This window comes from Flavobacterium ginsengiterrae, from assembly GCF_039539785.1.
Classification (GTDB): domain Bacteria; phylum Bacteroidota; class Bacteroidia; order Flavobacteriales; family Flavobacteriaceae; genus Flavobacterium; species Flavobacterium ginsengiterrae.
Genome location: NZ_BAABDU010000004.1, coordinates 1136301 through 1162075 on the forward strand (window position 1 = coordinate 1136301; position 25775 = coordinate 1162075).

Annotated in this window: 17 protein-coding genes; 3 read left to right on the plus strand and 14 right to left on the minus strand. The window is 35.6% G+C overall.

Features of this window, described 5'->3' with window-relative positions:
• Nucleotides 1-24: 24 nt before the first annotated feature.
• The 5 genes from ABD859_RS15470 to ABD859_RS15490 form a co-directional block, all read right to left on the minus strand.
• Complete coding sequence (locus ABD859_RS15470) at nt 25-1104, minus strand: putative glycoside hydrolase (RefSeq protein ID WP_345145486.1); 1080 nt, start codon at nt 1102-1104, stop codon at nt 25-27.
• 5 nt (nt 1105-1109) lie between these two features.
• Entirely contained in the window at nt 1110-2180 is a 1071-nt protein-coding gene (locus ABD859_RS15475) for a carbohydrate-binding family 9-like protein (protein ID WP_345145487.1), read from the minus strand.
• A gap of 9 nt (nt 2181-2189) precedes the next feature.
• Nucleotides 2190-3155 carry a glycoside hydrolase family 130 protein gene (locus tag ABD859_RS15480; protein ID WP_345145488.1) on the minus strand — a complete coding sequence of 322 codons (966 nt, stop codon included), beginning with the start codon at nt 3153-3155 and terminating at the stop codon, nt 2190-2192.
• A 156-nt stretch (nt 3156-3311) separates the two neighbouring features.
• A complete protein-coding gene (locus ABD859_RS15485; RefSeq protein WP_345145489.1) occupies nt 3312-5189 on the minus strand; it encodes a sodium:solute symporter family protein in 1878 nt (625 codons plus the stop codon).
• 72 nt (nt 5190-5261) lie between these two features.
• On the minus strand, nt 5262-7505 hold the full coding sequence (locus ABD859_RS15490; RefSeq protein ID WP_345145490.1) for a GH92 family glycosyl hydrolase: 2244 nt from the start codon (nt 7503-7505) through the stop codon (nt 5262-5264).
• Nucleotides 7506-7626: 121 nt separating this feature from the next.
• On the opposite strand from ABD859_RS15490, the gene ABD859_RS15495 reads away from it, so the two are divergent.
• The gene (locus tag ABD859_RS15495; RefSeq protein WP_345145491.1) at nt 7627-8685 is read left to right on the plus strand and encodes a sensor histidine kinase; all 1059 of its coding nucleotides are present in this window, start codon (nt 7627-7629) and stop codon (nt 8683-8685) included.
• 69 nt (nt 8686-8754) lie between these two features.
• Nucleotides 8755-9468 (plus strand): LytR/AlgR family response regulator transcription factor, encoded by a 714-nt coding sequence (locus tag ABD859_RS15500; RefSeq protein ID WP_345145492.1) that lies wholly within the window; start codon nt 8755-8757, stop codon nt 9466-9468.
• A 299-nt stretch (nt 9469-9767) separates the two neighbouring features.
• Here ABD859_RS15500 and nagB read toward each other — a convergent pair whose 3' ends face one another.
• Both nagB and ABD859_RS15510 read right to left on the minus strand, forming a co-directional pair.
• Entirely contained in the window at nt 9768-11681 is a 1914-nt protein-coding gene (nagB, locus tag ABD859_RS15505; RefSeq protein ID WP_345145493.1) for a glucosamine-6-phosphate deaminase, read from the minus strand.
• Between the two features lie 140 nt (nt 11682-11821).
• On the minus strand, nt 11822-13921 hold the full coding sequence (locus ABD859_RS15510; protein ID WP_345145494.1) for an alpha-L-fucosidase: 2100 nt from the start codon (nt 13919-13921) through the stop codon (nt 11822-11824).
• A 407-nt stretch (nt 13922-14328) separates the two neighbouring features.
• On the opposite strand from ABD859_RS15510, the gene hmpA reads away from it, so the two are divergent.
• Nucleotides 14329-15540, plus strand: coding sequence for an NO-inducible flavohemoprotein (gene hmpA, locus ABD859_RS15515; RefSeq protein WP_345145495.1), 1212 nt, complete (start codon nt 14329-14331; stop codon nt 15538-15540).
• Nucleotides 15541-16106: 566 nt separating this feature from the next.
• Here hmpA and ABD859_RS15520 read toward each other — a convergent pair.
• From ABD859_RS15520 to ABD859_RS15550, 7 genes are all read right to left on the minus strand, one after another.
• Nucleotides 16107-17084 carry a glycoside hydrolase family 43 protein gene (locus ABD859_RS15520; RefSeq protein WP_345145496.1) on the minus strand — a complete coding sequence of 326 codons (978 nt, stop codon included), beginning with the start codon at nt 17082-17084 and terminating at the stop codon, nt 16107-16109.
• 113 nt (nt 17085-17197) lie between these two features.
• Nucleotides 17198-18376, minus strand: coding sequence for an aldose epimerase family protein (locus ABD859_RS15525; RefSeq protein WP_345145497.1), 1179 nt, complete (start codon nt 18374-18376; stop codon nt 17198-17200).
• Nucleotides 18377-18433: 57 nt separating this feature from the next.
• Nucleotides 18434-19456, minus strand: a complete 1023-nt coding sequence (locus ABD859_RS15530) for a glycoside hydrolase family 43 protein (protein WP_345145498.1) — start codon at nt 19454-19456, stop codon at nt 18434-18436.
• Nucleotides 19457-19538: 82 nt separating this feature from the next.
• Complete coding sequence (locus ABD859_RS15535) at nt 19539-21353, minus strand: glycoside hydrolase family 2 protein (protein ID WP_345145499.1); 1815 nt, start codon at nt 21351-21353, stop codon at nt 19539-19541.
• Nucleotides 21354-21736: 383 nt separating this feature from the next.
• Nucleotides 21737-22786 carry a glycoside hydrolase family 43 protein gene (locus ABD859_RS15540; RefSeq protein WP_345145500.1) on the minus strand — a complete coding sequence of 350 codons (1050 nt, stop codon included), beginning with the start codon at nt 22784-22786 and terminating at the stop codon, nt 21737-21739.
• 194 nt (nt 22787-22980) lie between these two features.
• Complete coding sequence (locus ABD859_RS15545; protein WP_345145501.1) at nt 22981-24156, minus strand: glycoside hydrolase 5 family protein; 1176 nt, start codon at nt 24154-24156, stop codon at nt 22981-22983.
• An 86-nt stretch (nt 24157-24242) separates the two neighbouring features.
• Nucleotides 24243-25766, minus strand: coding sequence for a RagB/SusD family nutrient uptake outer membrane protein (locus ABD859_RS15550; protein ID WP_345145502.1), 1524 nt, complete (start codon nt 25764-25766; stop codon nt 24243-24245).
• Nucleotides 25767-25775: the final 9 nt, after the last annotated feature.

The following is a 25775-nucleotide window of genomic DNA, read 5'->3' on the forward strand; positions in this document are numbered from 1 at the left end:
TTTTTAATGAATCCCGAAAATAGCTTATTTTAAACTTTCTTTTGTTTCTTTGATCGTTTTTAAATTGCTTTCTGTTAAAGCATTTCCATCGAAGAAAGAAACGCCTACAGCTCCATTTTCTTTTGCCAGTAAAATCGCTTCTTTCAATTCTTTATCATTTTTCAATCCCGGAATGTAAATTCCTGTATTGATTTTTGTCTTTTTATCTTCTAAATCAGCAACGCCTTGCTTAGTAGCATATCCAACCCAGTCAATTTCTTCATTATAAAAACTGTGGTAAATCATTGGGTATACTTCGTCGATATTCCATTTGTCCCAACGCTGACGAACCATGTGGTCTGCCATTTCAGGATAAGGAAATACAGCGGCTGTTAATTGTTTGTTGTGTTTGTGTGCGATGGCGTAAGCATCGTTTACAACGGCTTGAATTGCATTTAAACGGAAGTTTTTCCACTCCATATCGATAGAAGTGTTGTGGCTGTCTTTTGGATTTTTATGGTGGATTTTTTCGAATGCTTTTACACATTCATCGCAGTAACAAAAGTCAAACTGCGGTAATTCTACGTCCTGAACCAAATTATATTTAGGAAGAAGACTGATTGGTAAAAAGATATCCGGGAAACGAATATAATCTAAATGTACGCTTTCGATTCCTTGTACTTTTGCCAGTTCTTCAACTAAATGTAAAACGTGTTCTCTTGAAGCTTTTCTGGTTGGGCATAACCATTGGTAGTAATCTACATAAGGACGGTTATCAAAACATGATTTTCCTTCTTTACTAACCTGATACCATTCCGGATGCTGCAATGCAACAGAATCTCCTGGTCTGTTCATGGCCATAATCCAGGCGTGAACTTTTAAGCCTTCTTTTGTGGCAAGAGGCACTAATCTTGTTAAAAGTTTTGGATCGGTTGTGGTATTGATTAATACTTCGTCGATACCGCCGCTTTTATATTTTTTGAATTCTGCTGTGTAATCGGCGTCTGATTTTTTAGCATCAGCTGTCGTCCAGACTCCGAATTTAAAGGTGGTTTTCTCTTCTTTTTTGGCACAAGAAAAAATAGTAATCGCCAATAAAAGGAGTAATGTTTTTGGTAGTTTCATAGTGGTTATTTTGTTATTATTTTTCCGTCCTGCCTTATAATCAATGTTTGATTTGAAAAAGGACTTTTTATAGAAATATTGTATCCTGCAGAATGATTTTCTAAAACAGGTTTTAAAATTTTATTATCAACACTGATGGTTTCTTTTGTTAGATTCGCCAGCGATTTTGCCCAGGTTTTATTCTTTTGAAAATATTCTTTTTGGGCTCTGTATAAATTGTAAAGTTCCCATTTTACTTTTTCTTCCTGCGGAATGGTAAAGGTATCTTTTCCTTCTTTTGAAGAAAAATAAACATAGCCCCATTTTTCCGGTTCATGCATGTTGATTACACCCATTGGCGACCAAACCCAGTTGTACTCCGGCAGGAATTTTCCATCGGCGTCTTTTTTGCGTTCATATTTGCCGTCAACTAGTGAATGCTGCCAGTTTACCCTTGAAAAATTAACTCTCCAGAATTTATCTGCAGGCACATTTTGATCGAAATAAGATGTTTTGTACGCTGCCCACGGAATTGCCATTTCTAAAACCCATCCCTGATCAATATCATTTGGATTATTAAGCGTTCCATGAACTTTAACTGCTGATTTTAAACCGGTAAGATTCCAGTCGTTTAAAACCACGAGATCATTTTCTCTGTAAGGTTTAGATAAAAATAGATCCCAAGCAGTGTTCAAGGCGTTTATCTCTAATTCGTAATAGTTAAAAGTATCGCTGTCGGGATCTATAAAAACTTCAAAGTCATTGTTATAAAAAATAATGGTATCACGCTGCTTTAAATTGGCCCAAATGTGCGGTTCGTCAATCTTTGCTAAAATATAAAAATTGGTTTCATCCCACAGCATTTTAACTTTTGTTGCATATTTTGGCTTAACATCATTTTCTATATCTTCAAAAAGATCAGTCCATTCTGCTTTTTTCCATGCATCATCTGATTCATCTCCATCAATTTCGATTGGATTTGTAGTTTTAGTCGCTGTATACGTTTTAGGCACAATAGTATTTTTCTTCGATTGTGAAAAAACAGCAATCGAAGAAAAAACTAAAACAATTGTTAACCATTGATTTTTTAAAACCATGCGTAATTATTATAAACTGTTATCTTTTGTAAACTGAATTACTTCACTTAATTTTCCGAAAGCAATTGCTACGGCTGTATCTGCAGCTCCGTAATATACGGCCAGTTTATCTTCTTCTGTATCATGTAAAGCGGCGCAAGGGAAAACTACATTTGGCACATCTCCTACCATTTCGTAAATTTCTGCTGGTCCTAATAAATACGGTTGTGTTCTGTATTTTACTTTATCTGGTGAATCGACATCTAAAAGTGCTGAACCCATTGCATAACGGAAACCATTGCAAGTATTGATAACTCCGTGGTAGATCATCAACCATCCTTCGTTAGTTAAAATAGGAATTGGTCCTGCTCCAACTTTTGTACACTGCCATGCGCTTTGTTCAAACGGAGATGGTTTCATTACTAATCTGTGCTCTCCCCAGTATTTCATATCCGGGCTGTAGCTGATCCAGATGTCTCCAAAAGGCGTGTGTCCATTATCACTCGGACGGCTTAACATTGCGTATTTTCCGTTTATTTTTTGTGGAAATAAAACTCCGTTTCTGTTGAATGGTAAAAAGGCATTTTCACATTGAAAAAATTCTTTAAAATCGAAAGTATATCCAATTCCGATAGTTGGTCCGTTGTAACCGTTACACCATGTAATCCAGTAACGATCTTCGATCCAAACCACACGCGGATCATATTTATAAGCAGATTCGATCATTTCTGTATTTCCGGATTTCATTTCAATTGGTTCGTGGTTAATATCCCAATTGATTCCGTCTTTACTAAAACCGGCAAAAATATTCATTTGAACCGCTTTATTATCACATCTGAAAACACCTGCATATCCGTCGCCAAAAGGAACAACTGCACTGTTAAAAATACTATTTGAAGATGGAATCGCATATCTGTTGATAATTGGATTTTCAGAATATCTCCACATTACATCTTTACTGTTTTCGGGTCTGTCTTGCCAAGGAATACTGCTCATTTTTTTTATTTTTTGTTTATTATTTTTTTTCTTTCAATTTTGTCATTTCGACTGAAAAGGAGAAATCTTCGTTAGAAATTCCATTCTAAAAGTCGCCAATCTTTGTAGAGTTTCTCGTAGAGATTTCTCCTTTCAGTCGAAATGACAAATTGCTGTTTACTCTTCTATTTTTCTAACTCTGTCTAACCAAGTGAATTTTAGTATTGTTGTGGTTACTAAAAACACGATTAAGGCTGTTATTGCTTTTGGATAATCTCTGATAATGAAAAATATCGGTAATAAAATCATACTTGACTGCCATACAATTCCAATAGCGCAGTTCATCATATCTAACCAGAAATCATTATTTTTTTCGAAAGCCTGATCTTCGGTTTTTAATTGTTTATAAACCGGATTCCAGAATCCCCAAGGTCTTACGTTTGAATAGAACGATTTTAAAACTTCCATATCTGTCGGCTGGCTTAAATACGTTCCTAAAAGACATCCCAAAATCGAGAATCCGAAAATTAATGGGAAAAGGTAAATTGCCTGAACCTGAGCTAAATCATATAAGAAAGAACCTTCGGTTAAATTGGCTTTGTTCATTCCTAAAATGAATTGCAGAGAAGCAATGATTAATCCGGCAAACATTCCCCAGAAATAACCCCAGCCGTTAAAACGCCACCAAATCCATTTAAGGAAATTGGCAGCTACGTAACCACCGTATAAAGCACTTGTAATCCAAAGAGTCAGCGAGTTGATAGAATCTGCGAAGAATCCCATGAAAACTCCTAAACCAACGACAAGGAAAGATGATATCTGGCTTACTTTTATATAATGTGCATTTGAAGCAACGGGTTTGAAATATTTTTTATAAATATCATTTACAATATATGCCGGCCCCGCGTTTACGAATGCTGAAAATCCCGACATAAAAGCCGCTAATAAACCTGCTAAAAGAATTCCTTTTATTCCAACAGGAATGTAAAGGTTTACCACTTTTGGCATTAATAATTCTAAATCAGCTCCTGTTAAACCAATGTTTGCGTTTAATTCCGGCGCTAAGTTTACCAATGCAATTACCACGATTCCGGTAATTAATAAATATCTTGGAATGAATAAAATCAAGTTTGTAAAACCACTCATATAAGCCGCTTCTTTTACTGATTTTGTAGAAAGAACTCTTTGTAAATCGTAACTTGGCGTTGGTCCTGCGACACTCGCAAAGAAACCTTTGAATAAAGTCATACCAATGAAAGCGCCAAACATTTTATAACCTTCAGAATCAATTAAATTATTGAAGGTTTGGAATTTATCACTCCACTGGGTTTCAAACTGCCAGCCGAAGAAAACATTTTTCCATTCTTCGGTAATAACCGAATTAATTTGAATATCTGTATAATTGATAAAAGCGTAACCCGCAATTAAAACTCCGGCTACAATCATAATTAAATATTGAACAACTTCTGTTGCCACTACAGAAAACATTCCGCCTTTTACGGTGTAAATTGTAGTTAAGAAAATAATTAACAAGGCATAAGAACGTTCTGACGTTAACAAAATCATATCGCCGTAATGAAGCGTTAAATCCCAAGGAAGAATAATGGTTACGAATTTCCCGATTCCTTCAAAGAAATACGCTATAAAACCAATTGTAGAAATAATGGCAAAAACTGCTACAATAATATGAGATGCTTTTCCGGCTTTGTCGCTCCCGAAACGGGTTAAAATCCACTCAGAACCGGTCATAACTTTAGATCTTCTAATCCAGACTGCAAGGAACATCATAACGAAAATCTGGTTCCATATCGGCCACAGCCACATAAACATGAAACTTTTTACTCCGTATAGAAATAAAACGCCAATCATCCAGGAAGTTCCCGAAACATCGAACATTCCAGATCCGTTACTAAGACCAAGAAAATACCATTTGATTGTTTTTCCTCCAAGAAAATAATCATCCAGTCCTTGTTTTGCTTTTCTGGAAATCCAAATCCCTATACTCACTGTGAGCACAATGTAAGCTACGATTATCGATACGTCAATAATATCCATTAAATTTATTTGTTAGTAGGTTAGTTTTGTTTTTGTTTTGTTTTGTTTTGTTTTGTTTTGTTTTGTTTTGATTTATTTCTTAATCCCCCAGTTTTTATTTGGCTGAGGTCCCATTACAAAATGTAATTTTCCTCCCTGTAAAATCTGGTGGTGTGTGATTGCTGTTTGATTAAATTCGACACCGTTTAATGTTGCCGACTGGATGTAATAATTTTTATCTGAAACATTTTCGGCTTCGATTACAAATGTTTTGCCTCCTTCAAGATTAATTGTGGCTTTTTCAAAAATCGGGCTTCCAATTTCATATTCGCCTGAAGCCGGATTCATTGGATATAATCCCATTGAACTGAAAACATACCATGCCGACATTTGTCCGCAGTCTTCGTTTCCGCTTAATCCGTTTGGTGTTGTGTTGTATTGTGTGTCTAAAATATGACGAACCCAGTATTGTGTTCTCCAAGGCTGACCTGCATGATTAAACATATAAGCAATGTGGTGGCTTGGTTCGTTTCCATGAGCGTACTGCCCTATTAATCCCGAAATATCTGCTGAAACATTGTTTCCTGTAATCTCAGAACTTTCTGTAAACAACTGTTCTAAACGTTTCGTAAATACTTCGTTACTTCCGTGAAGTTTAATAAAATCGTTTACATTATGAGGTACAAACCAGCTGTGCTGCCATGCATTTCCTTCAGTATAATCTGTGTGTTCTCTGTGGTTAGAGTGTTTTGGATCGAAAGGCTCGTTCCATGATTTTCCGTCTTCTGATTTTCCTCTCATGAATCCGGTTTTCGAATCAAATAAATATTGATATGCCTGAGAACGTTTTAGGAAAAACTGGTAATCTTCGGTTTTTCCTAATGCTTTTGCCATTTGCGCCACGCACCAGTCGTCGTAGGCATATTCTAAAGTAATCGTAACTGATTCGTCTAATAAATTATACGGAATGTAACCGTATTTTTTGTAGAAGTTTAAACCACGTTCGTCCTGCATCATTGTAGTTTTCATGGCCTGATATGCTTTTTCGGCATCAAAACCTTTTATGCCTTTTAAATACGCATCAACAATTACCGGAATGGAATGATATCCTGTCATGGTATTGGTTTCATTGGCATAAAGTGTCCAAACCGGAAGTATTTTTTTAACATCATAATACGCCAGCATTGAATTTACAATGTCTGAAGCTTTATCTGGAGCTAATAAAGTAAGCAAAGGATTTTCGGCTCTAAAAGTATCCCATAGTGATAAGGTCGAATAAGCGGTATAATCTTTTGCTGTAACAATTTGATCATCCTCTTGCCTAAATTGACCGTTTTTATCACTATAGGTTACAGGGGCAACTTGTGCGTGATACATCGCAGTATAAAAAATCGTTTTTAACGAATCTACTGGTGTTTCAACTTGTATTTTACTTAATGCATTATTCCAGATTGAAGAAGCATTTGTTTTCGTTTCTTCAAAATTGATTTTTGGATCGTCTAAATTGTCTTTTGCATTGGCAATACTTACAGATGAAAGGGCCACTTTTACAAATAATTCGTTTGAGTTTTTTGAATCGAAAAATAATTGTGCCGACGTATTTTCTGCATCTGCTTTTTTAGCATTAACAATTTGTTTATCAGCTGTTAAAACCGATTCTGAAATAGGTTTTGAGAATTTCGCAACAAAATATACCTTTTGATTTGGCGCCCAGCCTTTACTGTAACGGTAACCGCTTATCGTATATTCGTCTTCGATTGTAATGCCTGTTTTTAAGGCTTTGTCCCAATTTATGGCAAATCCTAAATCGACAACAACAGATTGTTTATCGTTTTTAGCAAATGTGTATTTATGATAAGCCGTTCTTTGTGAAGAAGTTAATTCTACATTGATTTTAGAATCTTCAAGAAAAACCTGGTAAGAGCCCGGTGTTGCTTTTTCGTTAGCATGACTGTATTTTGATTTATAAGGTAATTGATCGCGTGATGTTGTTTTGGTTGTTAAGTCAACTTTTTTATTAATTGGCATGAAAAGAATATCTGCCAAATCTCCAATTCCTGTTCCGCTTAAGTGTAAATGACTGAAACCAGACACAATAGAATCAGAATAATGATATCCGGAACACCAGTCCCAGCTCGAAATTCCGTTATCCGGACTTACCTGAAGCATCCCAAAAGGAACTGTCGCACCAGGATACGTATGACCATGTCCGCCTGTCCCGATAAAAGGATCTACATGGCTCACAAAATTATTTTTGTGATTCGTATTTTTGTTTACTTTTATTTTACAACTTGTAACCAGAATTACAAATAAAAGCGGCAGAATAAAATTCTTCATATAAAACAACCTTAATTTAACTTTAAATTTAAATAAACTGACTTTTTATTAAAACTTATTTAGACGGACAACATATAAACTTAGATAAACATCAAAAAAAGTCACAAAACATACTCATATTATGAATTTCAATTCTAATAAATTATATCGCATACCATTGTATTATCATGTGGTATTTTGGCTCACTTATTTCTTATTTAATACTTTTAGGTGGGGAAGCTATTTTAACGATTACTGGTATTCTATAAAAACGAACCTGCTAGGTTTCCCAATTCACATGACTTTATGTTATTTGAATATTCTGATATTTATGCCCTATTTGGTGTATCGAAAAAAGTATGTTTTATATATGCTTGCCGTTTTGTCTGCCATTTTTATAATGGTGCTTATAAAATTCAATCTTACTTATTTATTAATTACGCACGAAGTCTGGCCGGAAGGTCCTGAAACCATAGACAAGCTTACCTTAAATTATACGATCGATATGATGATGGGAGAATTGTATGTTATGACTTTTGTTACGGCAATTAAAATAACTTTGGATTTCCTGAAAGAACAAAAACGTGTTACTGATCTTGAAAAGTCACAATTAGAAACGGAACTTCTTTTCCTGAAATCACAAATCTCGCCTCATTTTTTCTTTAATACCTTAAACAATATCTATTCGCTTTCTGTAGAAAAATCGAATAAAACACCCAAAATCGTTTTAAAACTATCAGAGCTAATGCGATATATGCTTTATGATACAAGCGGAAAAAAGCAGAGTCTGGAAAACGAAATTTTATGCATTCAGAACTATCTGGATCTGGAAAGAATTAGAAATGACGAAAGACTGGAAGTAAACATGGAAGTTTCTGGAGATATTCATGACAAAGAAATTTCTCCGGTAATCTTACTGACTTTTATCGAAAATGCATTTAAACACGGTGTAAACAAAAACACCGGAAAAGTAAAAATAGATATTAGTTTTAAAGTCAAAGATGACTTTCTTCATTTCACAATTTCGAACCCAACGCCAGAAATTACGCTGCACACAGACAATTTTAACAAGTCAAGTGGTATAGGAATTGAAAATGTCAAAAAAAGACTTGAATTAGGATATAATAAAGATGACTATAAGCTTTCTTTTAAAAATAAAAAGAATATTTTTGTCGTGAAACTTGTTATTAAAGTAACCTAAAAACAGCTTTTCCTCGTATATAAGTTTACCCTGAATTATTTTTTCGCTCAAATAATTAAGATTAAAGAAATGAAAATAAAATGTTTGATTATAGATGATGAGCCATTGGCAATCAACGTTATTAAAAATTACTTAGAACCGCTTGAAAATTTTGAGGTAATAAATACTTTCAGCAATCCTATCGAGGGATTGAATTTTTTAAAAAATAATACGGTCGATGTGATTTTTCTGGATATTAATATGCCCGTTCTGGATGGTATTAATTTCATTAAAAGTCTCGATAATCCGCCATTATTGGTTATTACAAGTGCTTACAGTCAGTTTGCCCTTGAAACTTACGAACTTGACGTTTTAGATTATCTGGTAAAACCAATTGAGTTTCCAAGATTGATGAAAACGCTGAATAAAATCAGCAAAAGACTTGAAAGCAAAGGAACTTCTGTTCAGGAAAGCAATCCCGACAGCCCTTTTATTTTCGTTAAGATTGATAAAAAGAGAATGAAAAAGATTTTCTTCAACGAAATCTTGGTTATCGAAAGTTTAAAAGATTATTTAAAAATCAACACCACAACCGGTAAATACATTATACACAGCACACTATCTGATTTTACAGATTTACTTCCGGAAAAAAACTTTTTAAGAATTCACAGATCCTACACAATTGCAATCGACAAAATCGACGCTGTTGAAGGAAACAGTATTGAAATTGAAGGACTTCGATACGTGATTGGAAGATCATATATCGATCATGTAAAACAACGCATTTTGAATTCTTCTATATAAAGATTTAATCGCAAAGAGCGCTATCCCGATAGCTATCGGGAACGAAAATGTTCGCAAAGTTTATTTACAAAGCTTTGCGAACTTTTTTTATATCTTTTCTTTTTTTAAACCAAGAAAAAAACCTAGCGCTCTTTGCGCAAACCTTAGCGCTCTTTGCGGTTAAATCACTTTATGAACTTTGCGGTTAAAAACTCACAAAAAAACATAAAAAAAATGCAGCCAACCACGGCTGCATTTCAAAACTTGGTAACTAACCAAATAAACCACATGAAATAGTTTATTATATTGTATAGATTTTCTTAGAAGAAATATCTCTTGAAAGCTTCAATTGCTGAATAATCAGCTAAACCTAAAGCGTGATATTTTTCTGCAGTTAATCTGTTTCTGTCTTCTGCTCTAATCCAGAATTCTCGGCTGTCATCGCCCTGAAACATCACACCATCTTTTTGAGACTGGTGGAAGAAAATTGCATGACGTTTTTTCAATACCTGATCCGGACTCATTGGAACTGCCATTTCAATTTGGTAAGATTCCCATTCGTGCCAAGCACCTCTGTATAACCAAACCCAGCAGTCATCCATAAACGATTTATGTTTTAATCTTTTTAAAGCTTCAAACAAACTGTCAAGACAAACTTTGTGTGTTCCGTGCGGATCTGCTAAATCTCCTGCCGCATAAATTTGATGAGGTTTGATTCTTTCGATAATATCGCACATAATCTGAATATCAGCTTCACCAAGATTATTTTTCTTAACCGTTCCTGTTTCGTAAAACGGAAGATCAAGGAAATTTACATTAGAATCCGGTACGCTTAAATATCGTGTTGCTCCTAATGATTCGCTTCTTCTAATTAAACCTTTCAGTTTTCTTACTTCGACTAAATCAATATCGTTGCTGTTTTTGTTTCTCAGGAAGTTGATAATCGTATCAGCCTCTGTAGATTCAGGATTTAAAGCTTTTGTGATTTCAGCAAATTTCAAGGCTTCTTCATTTGAAACCGCAATATTTCCCGAAGTTTGATACGCAATATGCACATCATGCCCCTGCTCTACCAAACGGTCAAAAGTTCCTCCCATCGAAATAACGTCATCATCAGGGTGCGGACTGAAAATGATGATTCTCTTTTTCTCCGGCGTTGCACGCTCTGGTCTGTACGTATCATCAGCATTTGGTTTTCCGCCCGGCCATCCTGTAATAGTCTGCTGCATTTTGTTGAACATTTTAATATTCAAATCGTATGCAGTTCCTTCTTCAGAAAGTACGCTCGACATTCCGTTATCGTTGTAATCTTTGTCAGTTAATTTCAAGAAAGGTTTTTTAGTTAATTCGCTTAACCAAACCACTGCTTTCAGTTTTAATTCTTCTGTCCAGATTACTGATTTTACCAACCAAGGTGTTTTTACTCTCGTTAATTCTGACGAAGCTTCTGTATCTAAAACAAAAGTTGTGTTGTTGTGCTGTTGTAAATACGTCGCCGGAACTCGAGATGAAATTTCACCTTCGATTGTTTTCTTTATTATAGACGCTTTGCTGATTCCCCATCCAAGAAGTACAATTCTTTTGGCATTTTTTACAGTACCAATTCCCATTGTAATTGCTTTTCTAGGCACATTATCAATTCCTAAGAAAGATGATGCCGCATCAACACGCGTTAAATGATCTAATGTAATGCTTCTGGTTCCTGAGTTAACGTGAGATCCCGGCTCATTAAAACCAATATGTCCTGTTCTTCCAATTCCAAGAAGCTGAAAATCCAATCCGCCGTAAGCTTTAATTTTCATTTCATAATCAATACAATATTGCTGAAGGTCTTCATTGCTGATGTTTCCGTCAGGAATATTAATATTTTGAGGCAGAATGTCAACATGATTAAAAAGGTGCTCATGCATAAAATACCAATAACTTTGAATGTTGTTTTTATCCATTGGATAATACTCATCTAAGTTGAAAGTTACTACGTTTGCAAAACTCAATCCTTCTTCTTTATGAAGGCGTACTAATTCTTCGTATACTTTTATAGGAGAAGATCCTGTTGCCAAACCTAAAACACAAGGTTCGTTTAGTTCTTCTTTTCTCTGAATGATATTGGCTATTTCCTGAGCTACTAAAATAGAAGCTTCTTTTGATGATTCGAAAATTACATTATGTATCTTTTCAAAACGCGTTTCTTCAAACTTTCCTGCTTCTTTGAAATTTATACTTTCTTTAATCATTTGCCTGTTGTTGTAATTATTTAGTATAAAATTAAATATTACATAATGTAAATAATCAAAAATTCGACTAATAACCTGTAAGCTTCGCTATAAGACAAAATTTGTAACTTTAAGCAAAAACTTTACAAATTAAAAGTGGTTTATAATGTTTCGATCACATTTATTTCTGCAATAGAAACAGTCGAGCCCTTTGCCACTGCTGCTGTCGCCGTAAATCGAATATATCTTGCTTTTGTTTTTTTGAAAGTTTTAACCTGTTCGATTGGATTGTGTTTAATATTCGAAAATTCTCCCTTCGACTGCAGTTTCCAGTTTACATTATCGGTACTGGTGTAAAATTCATAGTTAGAGATTAAATTAAGATTATGACCAACTTGCTGCGGCAAATAGGTAAAACCATTTATATTTAAATTAGCTCCTAAATCAATTGTGATTTGTTGCGGCAATTTATTTTCATCGTTGCCAAAAGCCCATTCCGTATTAGGATTTCCGTCGATAATTCGGTCAGCTGATTTTAAATCACCGCTTGATACCTGAATAATTTTCCAGTTTTCTTTTGAAGCGCCGTATTTCGCCGTTTTTACAGCACTTTTAATTTTCTCAGATTCGTTAAAACAAATTGCTTTTATCTGAACCGCTTTATTGTATCGAAATACACCTTTATATAAAGTGCTTTTTTCAGTTGGATTTGTTCCGTCAACGGTATAATAAACAGGATTTCCTTCTTCAGATTTTATGGTAACATCACCATTTCGGTCACGGCTTATTTCCGGCATACGCACAAATGTCGGTGCGTTGTAAGCCTGAATGTTTGAAATTACAATACTCGCTTTAGAATCAGTAATATTAATTCTGACTGCAGATGCTTCTACTCTGTCAATTCTGAGAATTCTTTTGTAACCAATTGTAGTTTCTGCTGCAGCAGTTTTCCATTTTCCATCAACTTTAACCTCAACATTAAAAGCTTTTACACGCTGTCCGAGTGCGATATTTTCCTGAAGCAGAATACGGTCAATTGCTGTTGGTTTATTAAATTCGAAAGTAATGGAAGCTGTTTTAACATTATCGTCTGTTGCCCAGTATGTTTTTTTATTTCCATCGGTAACATTTTGCGCTGCAAATTCGGTACTGTTTCCTCTTACATTATCGGCAGAAATTTTAGTTCCGGCTAATAATTCGGTTTTGAAATCATTTTTTATTGTTGAAACCAATTCTTTTAATCGGGCTTCGTCATTTTCGTGAACCAAACCTCTGCGGTCAACCGGAAGATTCAACAATAAAGTCGCATTACGCCCAATTGATTCGTAATAAATATCGACCATTTCATCCAGCGGACGTACTTTATCATCTTCTGTCGCATGGTAAAACCATCCCGGCCTTATCGAAACATCGGCTTCGCCCGGAACCCATTTTTCACCGTCTTCATGTCCCGACATAAATTCGGTATAATGTACTTTTCCTGCCAATTCATCTTTTTGACGTAAAAGCGACCAGTTTGTTTTTCCGGCGCGTCCTTCTTCATTTCCAATCCATCTTGCTTCAGATGGCCCAACTCCCCAAACTAAAGTTTTTGGAGCAAGATTGTAAATCAATTTATAGGTTTCGTCCCAATTGTAGTATTCAAGCGTATTAATTTTTCGGGTTTCGTTGGCACCGCCGTAATACCCGTCTCCGCCATTGGCACCGTCAAACCACATTTCAAAAACATCGCCGTAATTCGTTAATAATTCTTTCAGTTGATTTCTAAAATAGGTAATATATTCAGGTTTGCCGTATTGCGCATGGTTTCTGTCCCACGGAGAAAGATACAAACCGAGTTTTAAATCATATTCTTTACAGGCTTCTGCAAGCTCTTTTACCAAATCGCCTTTTCCTTTTTTCCACGGAGAATTTTTCACAGAACGTTCTGTATATGCCGAAGGCCACAGGCAGAATCCGTCGTGATGTTTGGCAACCAGAATAATTCCTTTCATTCCCGAAGCCTTTACAATGCGTGCCCATTGACGGACATCTAAATTCGTCGGGTTAAATAAAGCCGGAGATTCATCGCCGTAGCCCCATTCTTTATTGGTAAATGTGTTTAATGAAAAATGCACAAAAGCATAAAATTCCATTTCCTGCCAATCCAGTTGTTTTTGCGTTGGAAGCGGTCCAAAAGGTTCCGGGGCTTTTACAGTATTTTGACTTTTCGCCGAAAATGTGATGCCGATAACACACAAAATAAGGAAAACATTTTTCATCGTGCAGATTATTAAATAGTAAGAACACAATATTAATTTAAATTACTATTCTAATTATCATTATTTCGACCAACAACGGTTTACGAATGTTTTTTAGTGAAATTTTAGATGAGAATAGTCTTTTGCATTAACAAACAATGAAATCAACACAACGCATATCGTAGAGACGCACGGCAGTGCGTCTACATAACGTAACACGAACGTATATGAGATTACGCATAAGACGCACTGCAGTGCGCCTCTACAGAATAAAATGAGAATATTTAAATTATAAAAAACAAAAACTTCACTCTTTATGATTTGGATCATAAAATGAAGGTTTGACGCGGAATTAAATTTGCCAATATAAGTTCTGAGATACTTTATTTCTTAGAATTTCAAATTTAAATCCTAATCAATTATTTACAATGAATCCACATCAAAAAGAGCTTATAAAAGCTACTATTCCTATTTTACGAGCGAGCGGCGAAGACCTGACCAATTATTTTTATGCCAGAATGTTTAAGCATCATCCTGAATTGCGAAACATGTTTAATATGGGAAATCAGGCAAATGGAAGACAAAAATCTGCTTTAGCAAATGCAGTTTTGGCTTACGCCGAAAATATAGACGATCCGTCAGTTTTAATTGGTGTTTTAAAAGGAATCGGGACCAAACACCGAAGTCTTAATATTCAGCCGGAACAATATAAAATTGTGGGCACACACCTCATCGCTTCTATTGGTGAAGTTGTTGGTGAAGCCGCCACACTGCCAATCTTGGAAGCCTGGACTACCGCTTTTTATGAACTTGCCGATATTATGATTAATCTTGAAAAAGATTTATACCAGGAAAATATCAAAAAATCAGGAAGCTGGAATGGCTGGAGAAAATTTGTTATTAAAAAAATTGTTGAAGAATCGGCTGAAATTAAATCCTTTTATCTCTATCCCGAAGACGGAAAAGAAATTGCAGATTTTCATGCAGGCCAATTTATAAGCGTTCAGGTTTTTGTACCCGAACTGAATCTTTTACAGCCAAGACAATATAGTTTATCGAGCACTTTTAATGCGGAATATTACAGGATTTCGGTAAAAAAAGAAACCGGAATTGCACCAAATCCAAACGGATGGGTTTCTAATACAATGCATTCTAAATCTGAAGGTGATATTATTTCTATTTCTTCTCCTGCAGGATTATTTCATTTGGAAAAAGATTCTGAAAATCCTTTAGTTTTAATAAGCGGCGGAGTTGGGCTTACGCCGATGTTTAGCATGCTGGAAACCAATTTAAATTCAATTCAGAATAAAAAAACAATCTGGATTCACGGCTGCAGAAACGAATCTGTTCACGCGTTCAAAAACCAGATTTCAGCATTAAAAGAAGAAGCAAATGGCTTAGAAACTTTTACTTTTTATGATGCTGTAACTCCTGAAAATATAATTTCAAATGAAGTAATTCAGGGTCGTGTTGATCTTCATAAATGTAAAGATTCTATTTTATTGGAAGAAGCCCGATATTATATCTGCGGTCCTGAAATGTTTATTAAAACCCAATATGAAGCACTTATTAATTTAAACGTAAATCAGGAAAATATTTTTTACGAAGAATTTGGTCCGCAGTTAATTAATTTAAATTAAAATGAGAATCGTCCGGTTTTATAATAGAAAATTATTAATTCAAATATTTCAAAATCTGACCACAACGTTTTTTATAACCTTAACACTTGCCAGTATTAACTGCTCTGATAAATCCATTTTTTTATTTTTTTGGATGCGTTCCTGGCTCGTTGCCGCTTTTATTTCGAACTTGTTTTCAGTTTTTATATTTTCAAATAAAAAAATAGATTAATAAAATCAGGTTTAAATTACTGTAAGGCTTAAAAAACTTGGCAGTTTTAAAATTTTACGGTCAAGCATTACTTTGAAATACCTACAAGGTTTTGAAAACCCTGCAGGAAATAAAAAACGGGCTGTCTCAAAATCGAGGCAGCCCGTTTTATTTTACTCATTGTCTTTGTTCCATAGGAACATTTCGTAGGTAGAAAATTGATATTGTTATGATCGTTCACGTTCCGTAGGAACGTTTGATCTTTACATGTTTTTTAATAATTCAACATTTCAAACGTTCCTATGGAACGTAAATACCGTTGATATTTTTTTTTCTACCAACGAAACATTCCTAGCGGAATGATCATCAAATATTACTAATTAATTTTCAAAAATTGAAAACTTGCCGGATCTGCGACAATTTTACCGTCTTTGAATTCTATTGAAATCATTCCGGCTTTTCTTGGAGAAACACCGCTCTCGCTGTAATGTGTGTGTAAGACATAATGCATTTTGTTGTTTTTATCCCAAAAAACATCGCCGTGTCCAATTCCGTTTTGTTTGGTATTTTTTCTGCTGATGATTGGGCTGTCTTCTGCTTTTTCCCAAGGTCCAAGCGGACTTTTACTAGTCGCATAACCTACAGCATAATCGATATTTCTGAAATCATTTGCCGAATAAATCATGTAATACAATCCATTGTGTTTTATTACAGTTGGTCCTTCTGTAACCGGCCAGCTTACGTTTTGTGTGTTTTCCCACGGCAGAGTTCCCGAAATACATTCTGTTAATGTTTCTGGTTTTATACTTTGAAAATCATCGTTTATTTCTGCTGCAAAAATTCGGTTTCCGTTTGTTAAACGAACATGATACAGGTATTTTTTGCCATCTTCATCGATAAAAATAAAAGGATCGATCTGATTTCCGGTTTTAATAATCGGTTCTTTTGATTCGTTTTTAAACGGCCCTAACGGACTGCTGCTTGTCGCAAATGCAATGTTTTCATTGGCTGTATAAAACATATAAAATTTGTTTTGATACTCAAGAATCTGCGGCGCCCAAAATCCTTTGTCTCCAAAAGCATCTCCTTTTTTCAGAGCCAGTCCGCTTTGCGCTCCAACAGGGCCTTTCCAGTCTTTTAAATCAGATGAGGTATACACCTGAAATCCTTCTCCATTTGGAAAATCACCGCTTGTTGTTCCGTATAAATAATACACTCCGTTGTTGTAGAAGATTGTTGGATCTGCCAACAGAATTGTACTTGCTTTTGCTTCTTTTGGTTTATCTGTGCTTTTTTCCTGAGAGCAGGCGGCGAAAACACAAAGCGATGTTATTAGGGATAGTACTTTTTTCATTTTTTATTGGTTTTAAATTTAACCGCAAAGACGCTATGGTTTACGCAAAGAACACAAAGGATAAATTCTTTTCTTTCCTTGCGTAATTCTTTGCGAACTTTGCGGTTAAGCTATTACTTTTTCACAGAAAACTGATAATACGAAACTGTATGATACTTTTCTCCCGCTTTTAAAACAATCGGCGCAAATTTTGGCTGATTAACTGCATCAGGAAAATGCTGTGTTTCTAGAGCAAATGCGGTTCTAAAATCGTCTTTTGCACCAGATTTAAAAGTATTTTTCGACTGCATAAAATTGCCGCTGTAAAACTGTAATCCCGGTTCCTGCGTGTAAATATCCATCGTGATTCCGGATTTATCTCCCGAAATCGTTGCGGCATGATTTAGTCCATTTTTCTTCGTTCCGTTTAAAGCATAATTGTGATCGTAACCTTTTCCGAATCTTAACTGTTCATCTTTCGTTTCGATTCTTTCGCCAATAGTATGTTTTGAAGTAAAATCAAATACGGTATTTTTTACCGGTTTTAATTCGCCGCTCGGGATCAAACCTTCATCAACCGGAGTAAATTCATTGGCATAAATTTGTAATTCGTGGTTTAAGATTGTGCCGCTTCCTTCTCCGTTTAAATTAAAAAAGGCGTGATTGGTTAAATTGACAATCGTAGTTTTATCAGTAGTGGCTTCATATTCCATTTTTACCGAATTATCATCGGTAAGCGTGTAGGTTACTTTTACTGATAAATTTCCGGGAAAACCTTGCTCGCCGTCTGCTGAAACATAGGTAAAAACTAAAGTATTTTCCTTTGTTTTTTCAGCATTCCAAACTACATCCTGAAAACCTTTTACACCGCCGTGCAAAGCATTTTTTCCGTTATTCAGCGGGACCTGATATTGCTTTCCTTCTAAAGTAAATTTACCTTTCCCGATTCGGTTTCCAACTCTTCCAATTGTAGCTCCAAAATAAGGTTCTGTTGAAGTTTTAAAGCCTTTTGCACTGTTCATTCCTACTACAACATCGGTTTGTTTTCCGTTTTTATCGTTAACCCAAAGTCCCACTAAACGTCCGCCGTAATTGGTAAAAGCGGCTTTTATGCCTTTGTTTTCAATCCAGTACAAACTAACTTTTTTACCGTCGATTATGGTGTCGAAATTTTTAGCTTCTAAAACTGTTTGTACAGAATCTGAAACATTTTCTGTGGTTTCTTTTGAAACAGTATTTTCTTTTTTAGCGTCTTTACAATTGAACTGAAAAAGTGCCAGTGCAGCAACTGCGGCGATTTGAATATTTTTCATTTTTTATGTCATTGCGAGGAACGAAGCAATCATCCTCTGATTAACTCTTTTTCTATTTTATTTCGACGGAATTGCTAGTTTTACTCCTTCGCTTACCGGTTCTCCTAAAACTGGAAATCCGCTGGCATCCCATTCGATTTTCTGCATTCTTGGTGATCTTTTATTGCCGCATCCTTCTCCCGGATTTGAATTGGCGTGATACAAAATCCAGTCTTCTTTTCCGTCAGGAGATTTAAAGAACGAATTATGTCCCGGCGCATATACTTTGTTTTTTTCAGATTGTTTGAAAATAGGTTCAGAAGATTTTTTCCAAGCCGAAGCATCAAGTAAATTATCACTTCCTGTAAAGGTTAACAATCCTAAAGAATAGAAATCTGTCCAGCATCCGCTTGCCGAAAACACTATAAAGATTTTTCCGTTTCTTTCTAAAAACTGTGGCCCTTCGTTTACATTTACCTGTGGCGGATTTACATCATCATGCAGAGCGCCGTGTGTTTCCCAGTCATTTGTTGGCGCAGAAATCATGACACGATCTCCTTCAATTTCCAGCGGATTTTTCATTTTAGCAATGTAAATATTCTGCTGTCCGTTGGTGTCGCCTTCCCAGCCTGCCCAAATCATGTACAGTTGTTTTTTATGTTCAAAAACATTTCCGTCAATCGCCCATTTGTCGGTTTCCGCAGCAATTTTTCCCTTGAATTCAAAACTTCCTTTAAACGGATCTGACGATTTATTTTCTAAAACATACATTCTGTGATTGTTGTTATCGCCATTATCGGCCGCAAAATAGCAGTACCATTTTCCATTGATGATATGAAATTCCGGCGCCCAGATTTCGGCAGAATAATCAGTTCCTTTTGGCGGTGTCCAGATTACTTTACTTTCTGCATTTTTAATATCAGATAAGTCTTTTGTTTTCCATAAAGTCAATTTATTACCCAGTGTATTTGTGTAATAGTAATATCCTTTGTAATACGTGCTGTAAGGATCTGCTCCCGAAGGCAGGATTGGATTGGTAAAGGTTTTCTGCTGTGCGAAGCTTATTGCCGTAAACAGAAAAAGGATTAGGTATTTTTTCATTTTATTGTTTTTATTTGAATTTCCTCCCGCCGATCAGCGTATAAAAAATCTGCACAATCTGCTAAATCTGCGAGAGAAAAAATCACTTTTGATTTAAAGCATTTATAACTTCTGTATTGATTTTATTTACAGCTTTGAAATCCATTTTATCTATTTTTCTGTCGTAAGTCATAAAACCGTTTACTTCGCCTTCAACATCGGTTGTCTGAGTATAAACTGCTGCCGAAAATCCAGTTTTAACGTAATTTTTAAGGATTTGAGCGTATTTAGTATATTCTGCAGTTACCTCATCAGAATTTTTAAATTTAACGTAACCCCAGTTATCATTTGTTCTCCATAAATGGCCTTCTAACGGAAGACCAATTCCGCCGTATTCACCTAAGACAGTAACTCTTCTGGCATCGTACAAATACATTTCCGGCCCTGGATAATTATGTAAATCTAAAATATCTCCGGTTTGGAAATGATTTCCGCCGCTTGATGAATTCGTTAATCGGCTTGGATCGTGATTTTTGGTCCATTCTGTAATTTCTACCGTTTTAAATTGTCCCCAGGCTTCGTTAAACGGAACCCAGACTACAATACTTGGATAGGAATATAAATGATCCATGATTTCTTTCCATTCTTTTCTGTAGATTTCTTCTGATTTTGGCGAACGCTGTAATTCTGTTCCGTCGAAGTATTTTTTGTTCTGCCAGATCGGCTGGTCATCTCCGCTTGGCATATCCTGCCAAACTAAAATCCCTAACTGATCGCAATGTGTGTACCAGCGTTCTGGTTCAACTTTTACGTGTTTACGAATCATATTAAACCCTAATTCTTTGGTTTTAATAATATCGTATTTTAAAGCTTCGTCTGTTGGTGCCGTGTATAAACCGTCCGGCCACCAGCCTTGGTCAAGAGGTCCAAACTGAAAATAATCTTTGTTATTTAACTGCATTCTCATTATGCCGTTTTCGTCTCTTTTTGATGAGATTTTACGCATGGCAAAATAACTTTTTACCTCATCAACGATTTTATTTTTGCTGATTAAGCGAACTTTTGTCTGATACAAAAATGGATTTTCCGGACTCCACAATTTTGGAGAATTTAAAACGATATCATTGCTTTCGCCAACAACTGCTTTTTCTTTGGCAATTTCTTTTCCGTTATCGTAAACTGAAATTTCTATTAAATCGCCTTTTTCTGCTCCATTTATATCGGCGTTTATGCTGATGGTATTTTGATCGATATTGGGAGTTGTGTGTAATGAAGTGATATTTTTAGCATTAACCGGTTCAATCCAAACCGTCTGCCAGATTCCGGTAACGGGTGTATACCAGATTCCTTCCGGATTTTTAACTTGTTTTCCTCTTGGCTGAGGTCCGTCGTTTGATGGATCCCAAACTTTTACAACAAGCTTTTGAGCACTGCCTTTTTTAAGAAACGGTGTAATATCAAACGAAAATGGTGTATAACCTCCTGTGTGCGAACCGACTTTTATGTCATTAATAAAAACTTCTGTTTTCCAGTCGACAGCTCCAAAGTGCAGCAGGATATTTTTACCGTTCCAGCCGGATTCAACAGAAAAAGAGGTTTCGTACCAAAGTTCATTTTTAGAACCTACTTCTTTCATAACGCCAGACAAACTGGATTCTGCTGCAAACGGAACCAGAATCTGCCCGTCGTATTTTGAAGGCGCTGTTTTTCCAAATTCCTGAATAGAATAATTCCATAATCCGTTCAGGTTTTTCCATTGGCTTCGCTCCATAATCGGACGCGGATATTCAGGTAAAGGTTTCTTTGCATCGACCTGTTCTGCCCATTTTGTTTTGATTTTATCGCCCTGCGGTTTCCATTGTGCATTTGCTGCAAACAATGAAAACAAGGCAAATAAAAGGATGCTTTTTCTTTTCATTTTCTATATATTTTGAGATTTTCCACTCATTTTTTTTAAACCATATAAGTCATATAAATTCATTTAATCAACCGCTTTTAATCATAAATAAGAGCAAGTTTTAATTTATTTATCTAAAACTTAATATGAACTTATATGACTTATATGTTGAAAATATTTATTGCAATGCTTCTTTTTAATCAAAATGAATTACCAGACTTATTTCCACATAAATCTGGTAATTGCAAACACTTAAACTAACTTAACTAACCATATTTTTATAGTAAAATGCGAGATGATAAAGGTTAGATGTTAGAGGGATACTATTTTTTCCGATTAGATATCCAATTGCCTATTAACTCAAAAAACAAAACTTCTAACATCTAACCTTTAGCTTCCTGTTTTTACTTTTTATTTCTAACATCTTTTACAATCCCGAATTTCTTTACGAGATTGTCATATTCTTTTTTAGAGATTGTAATCATACAGCCGTGGCGTACTTTTTCAGGAAGACTGTATTTATCCCAGTCTGAGAAAAAAGTGTAACCTGAGGCTTGAAACCAAGGTCCGTTTAGGTTATCTGCAATCGATAATCCGTATGAAACTCCCGGATATTGTTCGTAATACATGTACCAAATTTTATCATCTGGAGAAGGAATCAACATTGGAGCTTCTCTAAAGTTGGGACTGATAGATTGCTGAGGCAAAGAATAAGGCCCTAAAAGCGATTTCGATTTGGCAATTCGGATGGTTTTTCCGGTTGTCCAGTACAATGTTGGGTAGGTTTCGTCTTTAATTACGGCATAGTAAGAATCGCCTACTTTGCGAATAAAAACATCAATGGTTCCCATGTCCCAATCGAATAAACGTTTTGGAGTTCCTTCGAAAGTTTTTAAATCTTTAGATAAAACATACAACGTACGCTGGCTTGCCCAGTAACGTTCTCCATCTTCTTTTGTTCCTTCAAGATGCGGCGTGTGCCATGTCATGATGAATTTTCCCGAAGGTTCATCATAATACAATTTTGGCGCACCAATTCGCTGTAAAGCGTTTGAATAATCTGGTGTGCTTTTTAAATCTGGTGTATAATCTGAATGTTTTTTCCAGGTGATTAAATCATCTGAAACCCAGATATTAATGGCTTTTGCATCGTCGCCTGTGTTTCCTGCGATGTAATATTTTCCGTCTGGGCCTTTGCAGATATCCGGATGTCCTTTGTATTCTTCAAAAACGCGTTTACCGCTGTTGAGGTTTTCCCAATGCAGTCCGTCTAAACTTACTGAATAATATAATCTGCCGTAATCATTATGCGTCATGTGTGCAAAAAGATAGGCTTCATTTTTGGGTTTTTCGTTTCCTTTTACCTGCCCCGGCGGATCTGGCTGTTGTGCTTTCGCAGAAAAACAAACCAAAATTGTTGCTAAAAGGAGTTTTTTTATGGTGATTTTTTTCATGATGCTAAAAGGTTTAGAAGTTTTTTTTCGCCACGAATTCCACTAATTTTTACTGTTTTTTTTGCCACAGATTTCACAGATTAAAATGATTTTTTAACATAACCTAAGATTTCAAGATTGAAACCTTGGGATATATTTTTCGCTGCAAAAAATTTAAATCCTTCTAATCTGTGAAATCTGTGGCAAAAACTATTTTAATTCTTCTTATTTGCTTCCGAAGTCATTTTTTTAATCAAATCGGTTTCAGCTTTTATGTATGGTGTTCCGTCTGTATGAAGTACTTCGTGAAACCATAATTTTGGTTCGGCAGTATATGTTTTTGTCCAGCTGTCCCAGGCATATTTGGTTTGTGTTTTTCCATCAACAAATCCCCAGTTAATCATTCCTACATTGTATTTTTTTGCCAATGGTAAAAATCCTTCAAAAGTACTTCCGTTTGGTCTTGCCATATATTCTGTACAGATTAATGGTTTTCCGTAACGTTGTAATTGTTTTACCACTCTTTCGAAATCCTGCGGTTTATCATAATTATGGAAAGAAACAATATCAGACTGTTCGATCTGCATTTTGTGCATTGGTTTCATTTTAGCTTCGTCGCTCCAGTCGCCAGTCCAAACTCCTGAAGTTAATGGCTGTGACGGATTGCTCTCTCTTGCCCAAACAAAAACATCTTTTAAAAGAGGCAGAATCAAATCGACTTTATTTTTAATTTCTACTTTTTCGTAAGATGGTCCTGTCATGTTATCCGGTTCGTTCCAAACGTCCCATCCTAAAATACGATTGTCATCTTTAAATTTGGCTACCGTTTCTTTCACATATTTCTCTAAACGAGGATATTGCGTTTTATCCTGCAATACTTTTTGTCCCGGACTCTGCACCCAGCCTGAGTTGTGTGTGTGCGGTTTTGGAGCGCGTTGTTTTCCTAAAGCTGGAAACGGATCCCAGCAGGAATCAAACAAAACAAAAAGTGTTTTAATATGGTGTTTATCAGCAATTCCTAAAAAAGTATCCATGCGTTTGTAAAGTCCTTCCGCATCTTGTTCGTGCAGTAAATCGTGCAGATAAACACGCATAACGTTCATGCCTAAATCTTCTGCCCAGCCTAATTCAAGGTCAATTCTTTTAGGATCAAAAGTATCTTCCTGCCACATTTCTAACTGATTTATCGCTGTGGCGGGAGAATAATTTGCGCCCACTAACCAAGGCTGTTCTGCATACCATTTATTGGCCTGATCTTTAGTCCAGATTTCTCTTTTTTCTACGGAAACGGTTTCGTTTTTATTTTCTTCAGGATTATTTTTTTTGTTGTTACAGCTAAGCAATAGAAGCCCTGCTAACATAAATGTCAGACACAATTTTACCTTTCTCATTATAAATGTTGTTATGTTATGAACAATCGTTCTTTATGATAAGGGAATCAGATTTTTTGTTTCTGATTCCCTCAAAAATTCAGTTTTTAGTATCCGGAGTTCTGCTCCAGATTTGGGTTATTATCTACGTCACTCTGCGGAATTGGCATTCTGTGATTTTTACCAACTGTGAAGTTTTTAAAATCAGGATCGCGAAGTGCAATTTTATCAACAGCAGTCTGAGAATTTAAGTCTCCCCAGCGTTTTAAATCTTCCCATCGAACACTTTCTCCGCATAATTCTAAAACTCTTTCCATTTTTAAACGCTCTAAGAATTTATCGTGATCGTTTCCAATTTCAGGATGCGCAACAGCAAGATTGTTCATATTAACACGAGCTCTTACCTGGTCAACATACTGGTAAGCATCTGAAGTATTTCCTAATTCATTTAAAACTTCGGCGTAGCGTAATAAAATATCACCATAACGAACTAATCTGTAATTAACCTGATTGTAATAATCTTCATTATTTCTGTAATAGTCACGGCTTCCTTTTCTAAACCATGCTTCATCGTTATTCCATTCCCAATTTCTATCGTATGTTTTGTCTCCAAAATCAGCTAGTAACTGCGGATAATATAAAGTCCATCTTAAACGGGTATCTAAGTTGCCGTCTTTATTTTTTTCTTCTTTAAAAGCATTTACTAACCATAAACGAGCTTGTCCGTCTGACCATCCAATTCCTCTTGGGGCAAAAAATTGAGAACGGTTGCTGGAAACTGCTGCATTTTGTGCTTCATCAGTTCCTCCTTTTCTTTGATCTCCAAACTGAATTTCAAAAACAGATTCGCTGTTGTTTTCGTTTACATCTGTAAAGTTATCTCTGTAATTAGCAACTAAGCTGTACTTTGCTCCTGCTCCGGTAATTAAATATTCCAGCGCTGCTTTTGCTTCTGGCCATTTGTGCTGCTGCATGTATGTTTTAGCAAGAAATGCTTTTGCTGCTCCTTTATCCGGTCTTCCTAACTGATCTGATGACCAGTCTCTTGGCAGATCTTCGTAAGCTTCATTTAAATCTTTTTCGATTTGAGCCCAGATTTCGTCAACCTTTTTTTGCTGAGGTAAATCGGCAGGTGTAGAAGGTTCTAAAACCAACGGAATATCTTCCCAAATTACAGCTGCATAATAGTAATGTAATGCTCTAAAAAATTTAGCCTGTGCAATAATTTTCTTTTTATCATCTTCATTTTGAAATGCAATATTCGGCACATTTGCTAAAACCTGATTACATCTAAAAATGGCTTTGTAAGTATCTCTCCATGTTACGGCATTTCCTTCCCAAAAATTATAATTGATGTAATTAAATCTCGTCCAGTCTGCTAATTCCGTCCACGGACTTACGCTGTAACCTTCGTCAGATGTAAGGTCTAAACGGAAATAAATCCATCTTGCCCACAATCCATCTTTATAAAACATGGCATAAATTGAGTTTACACCGGCTTGTGCATCACTTTCTGTTTTCCAATATTGATCTACTGTTATATCATTTGGACTGTTTAGATCTAATTCGTTTTCACAAGCTGTAAAAACAAGACCTAAAAAAGCTGCTGTTATTATTATTATTTTTTTCATTACGCTGTT

Bases quoted from the DNA above. Each gene is read 5' to 3' on its own strand.
- ABD859_RS15525 (WP_345145497.1), bottom strand. From the start codon at position 18,376: ATGAAAAATATTCAAATCGCCGCAGTTGCTGCACTGGCACTTTTTCAG.
- ABD859_RS15545 (WP_345145501.1), bottom strand. From the start codon at position 24,156: ATGAGAAAGGTAAAATTGTGTCTGACATTTATGTTAGCAGGGCTTCTA.
- ABD859_RS15520 (WP_345145496.1), bottom strand. From the start codon at position 17,084: ATGAAAAAAGTACTATCCCTAATAACATCGCTTTGTGTTTTCGCCGCC.
- ABD859_RS15480 (WP_345145488.1), bottom strand. From the start codon at position 3,155: ATGAGCAGTATTCCTTGGCAAGACAGACCCGAAAACAGTAAAGATGTA.
- ABD859_RS15530 (WP_345145498.1), bottom strand. From the start codon at position 19,456: ATGAAAAAATACCTAATCCTTTTTCTGTTTACGGCAATAAGCTTCGCA.
- ABD859_RS15495 (WP_345145491.1), top strand. From the start codon at position 7,627: ATGAATTTCAATTCTAATAAATTATATCGCATACCATTGTATTATCAT.
- ABD859_RS15500 (WP_345145492.1), top strand. From the start codon at position 8,755: ATGAAAATAAAATGTTTGATTATAGATGATGAGCCATTGGCAATCAAC.
- ABD859_RS15470 (WP_345145486.1), bottom strand. From the start codon at position 1,104: ATGAAACTACCAAAAACATTACTCCTTTTATTGGCGATTACTATTTTT.
- ABD859_RS15510 (WP_345145494.1), bottom strand. From the start codon at position 13,921: ATGAAAAATGTTTTCCTTATTTTGTGTGTTATCGGCATCACATTTTCG.
- hmpA (WP_345145495.1), top strand. From the start codon at position 14,329: ATGAATCCACATCAAAAAGAGCTTATAAAAGCTACTATTCCTATTTTA.
- ABD859_RS15485 (WP_345145489.1), bottom strand. From the start codon at position 5,189: ATGGATATTATTGACGTATCGATAATCGTAGCTTACATTGTGCTCACA.
- ABD859_RS15550 (WP_345145502.1), bottom strand. From the start codon at position 25,766: ATGAAAAAAATAATAATAATAACAGCAGCTTTTTTAGGTCTTGTTTTT.
- ABD859_RS15490 (WP_345145490.1), bottom strand. From the start codon at position 7,505: ATGAAGAATTTTATTCTGCCGCTTTTATTTGTAATTCTGGTTACAAGT.
- ABD859_RS15540 (WP_345145500.1), bottom strand. From the start codon at position 22,786: ATGAAAAAAATCACCATAAAAAAACTCCTTTTAGCAACAATTTTGGTT.
- ABD859_RS15475 (WP_345145487.1), bottom strand. From the start codon at position 2,180: ATGGTTTTAAAAAATCAATGGTTAACAATTGTTTTAGTTTTTTCTTCG.
- ABD859_RS15535 (WP_345145499.1), bottom strand. From the start codon at position 21,353: ATGAAAAGAAAAAGCATCCTTTTATTTGCCTTGTTTTCATTGTTTGCA.
- nagB (WP_345145493.1), bottom strand. From the start codon at position 11,681: ATGATTAAAGAAAGTATAAATTTCAAAGAAGCAGGAAAGTTTGAAGAA.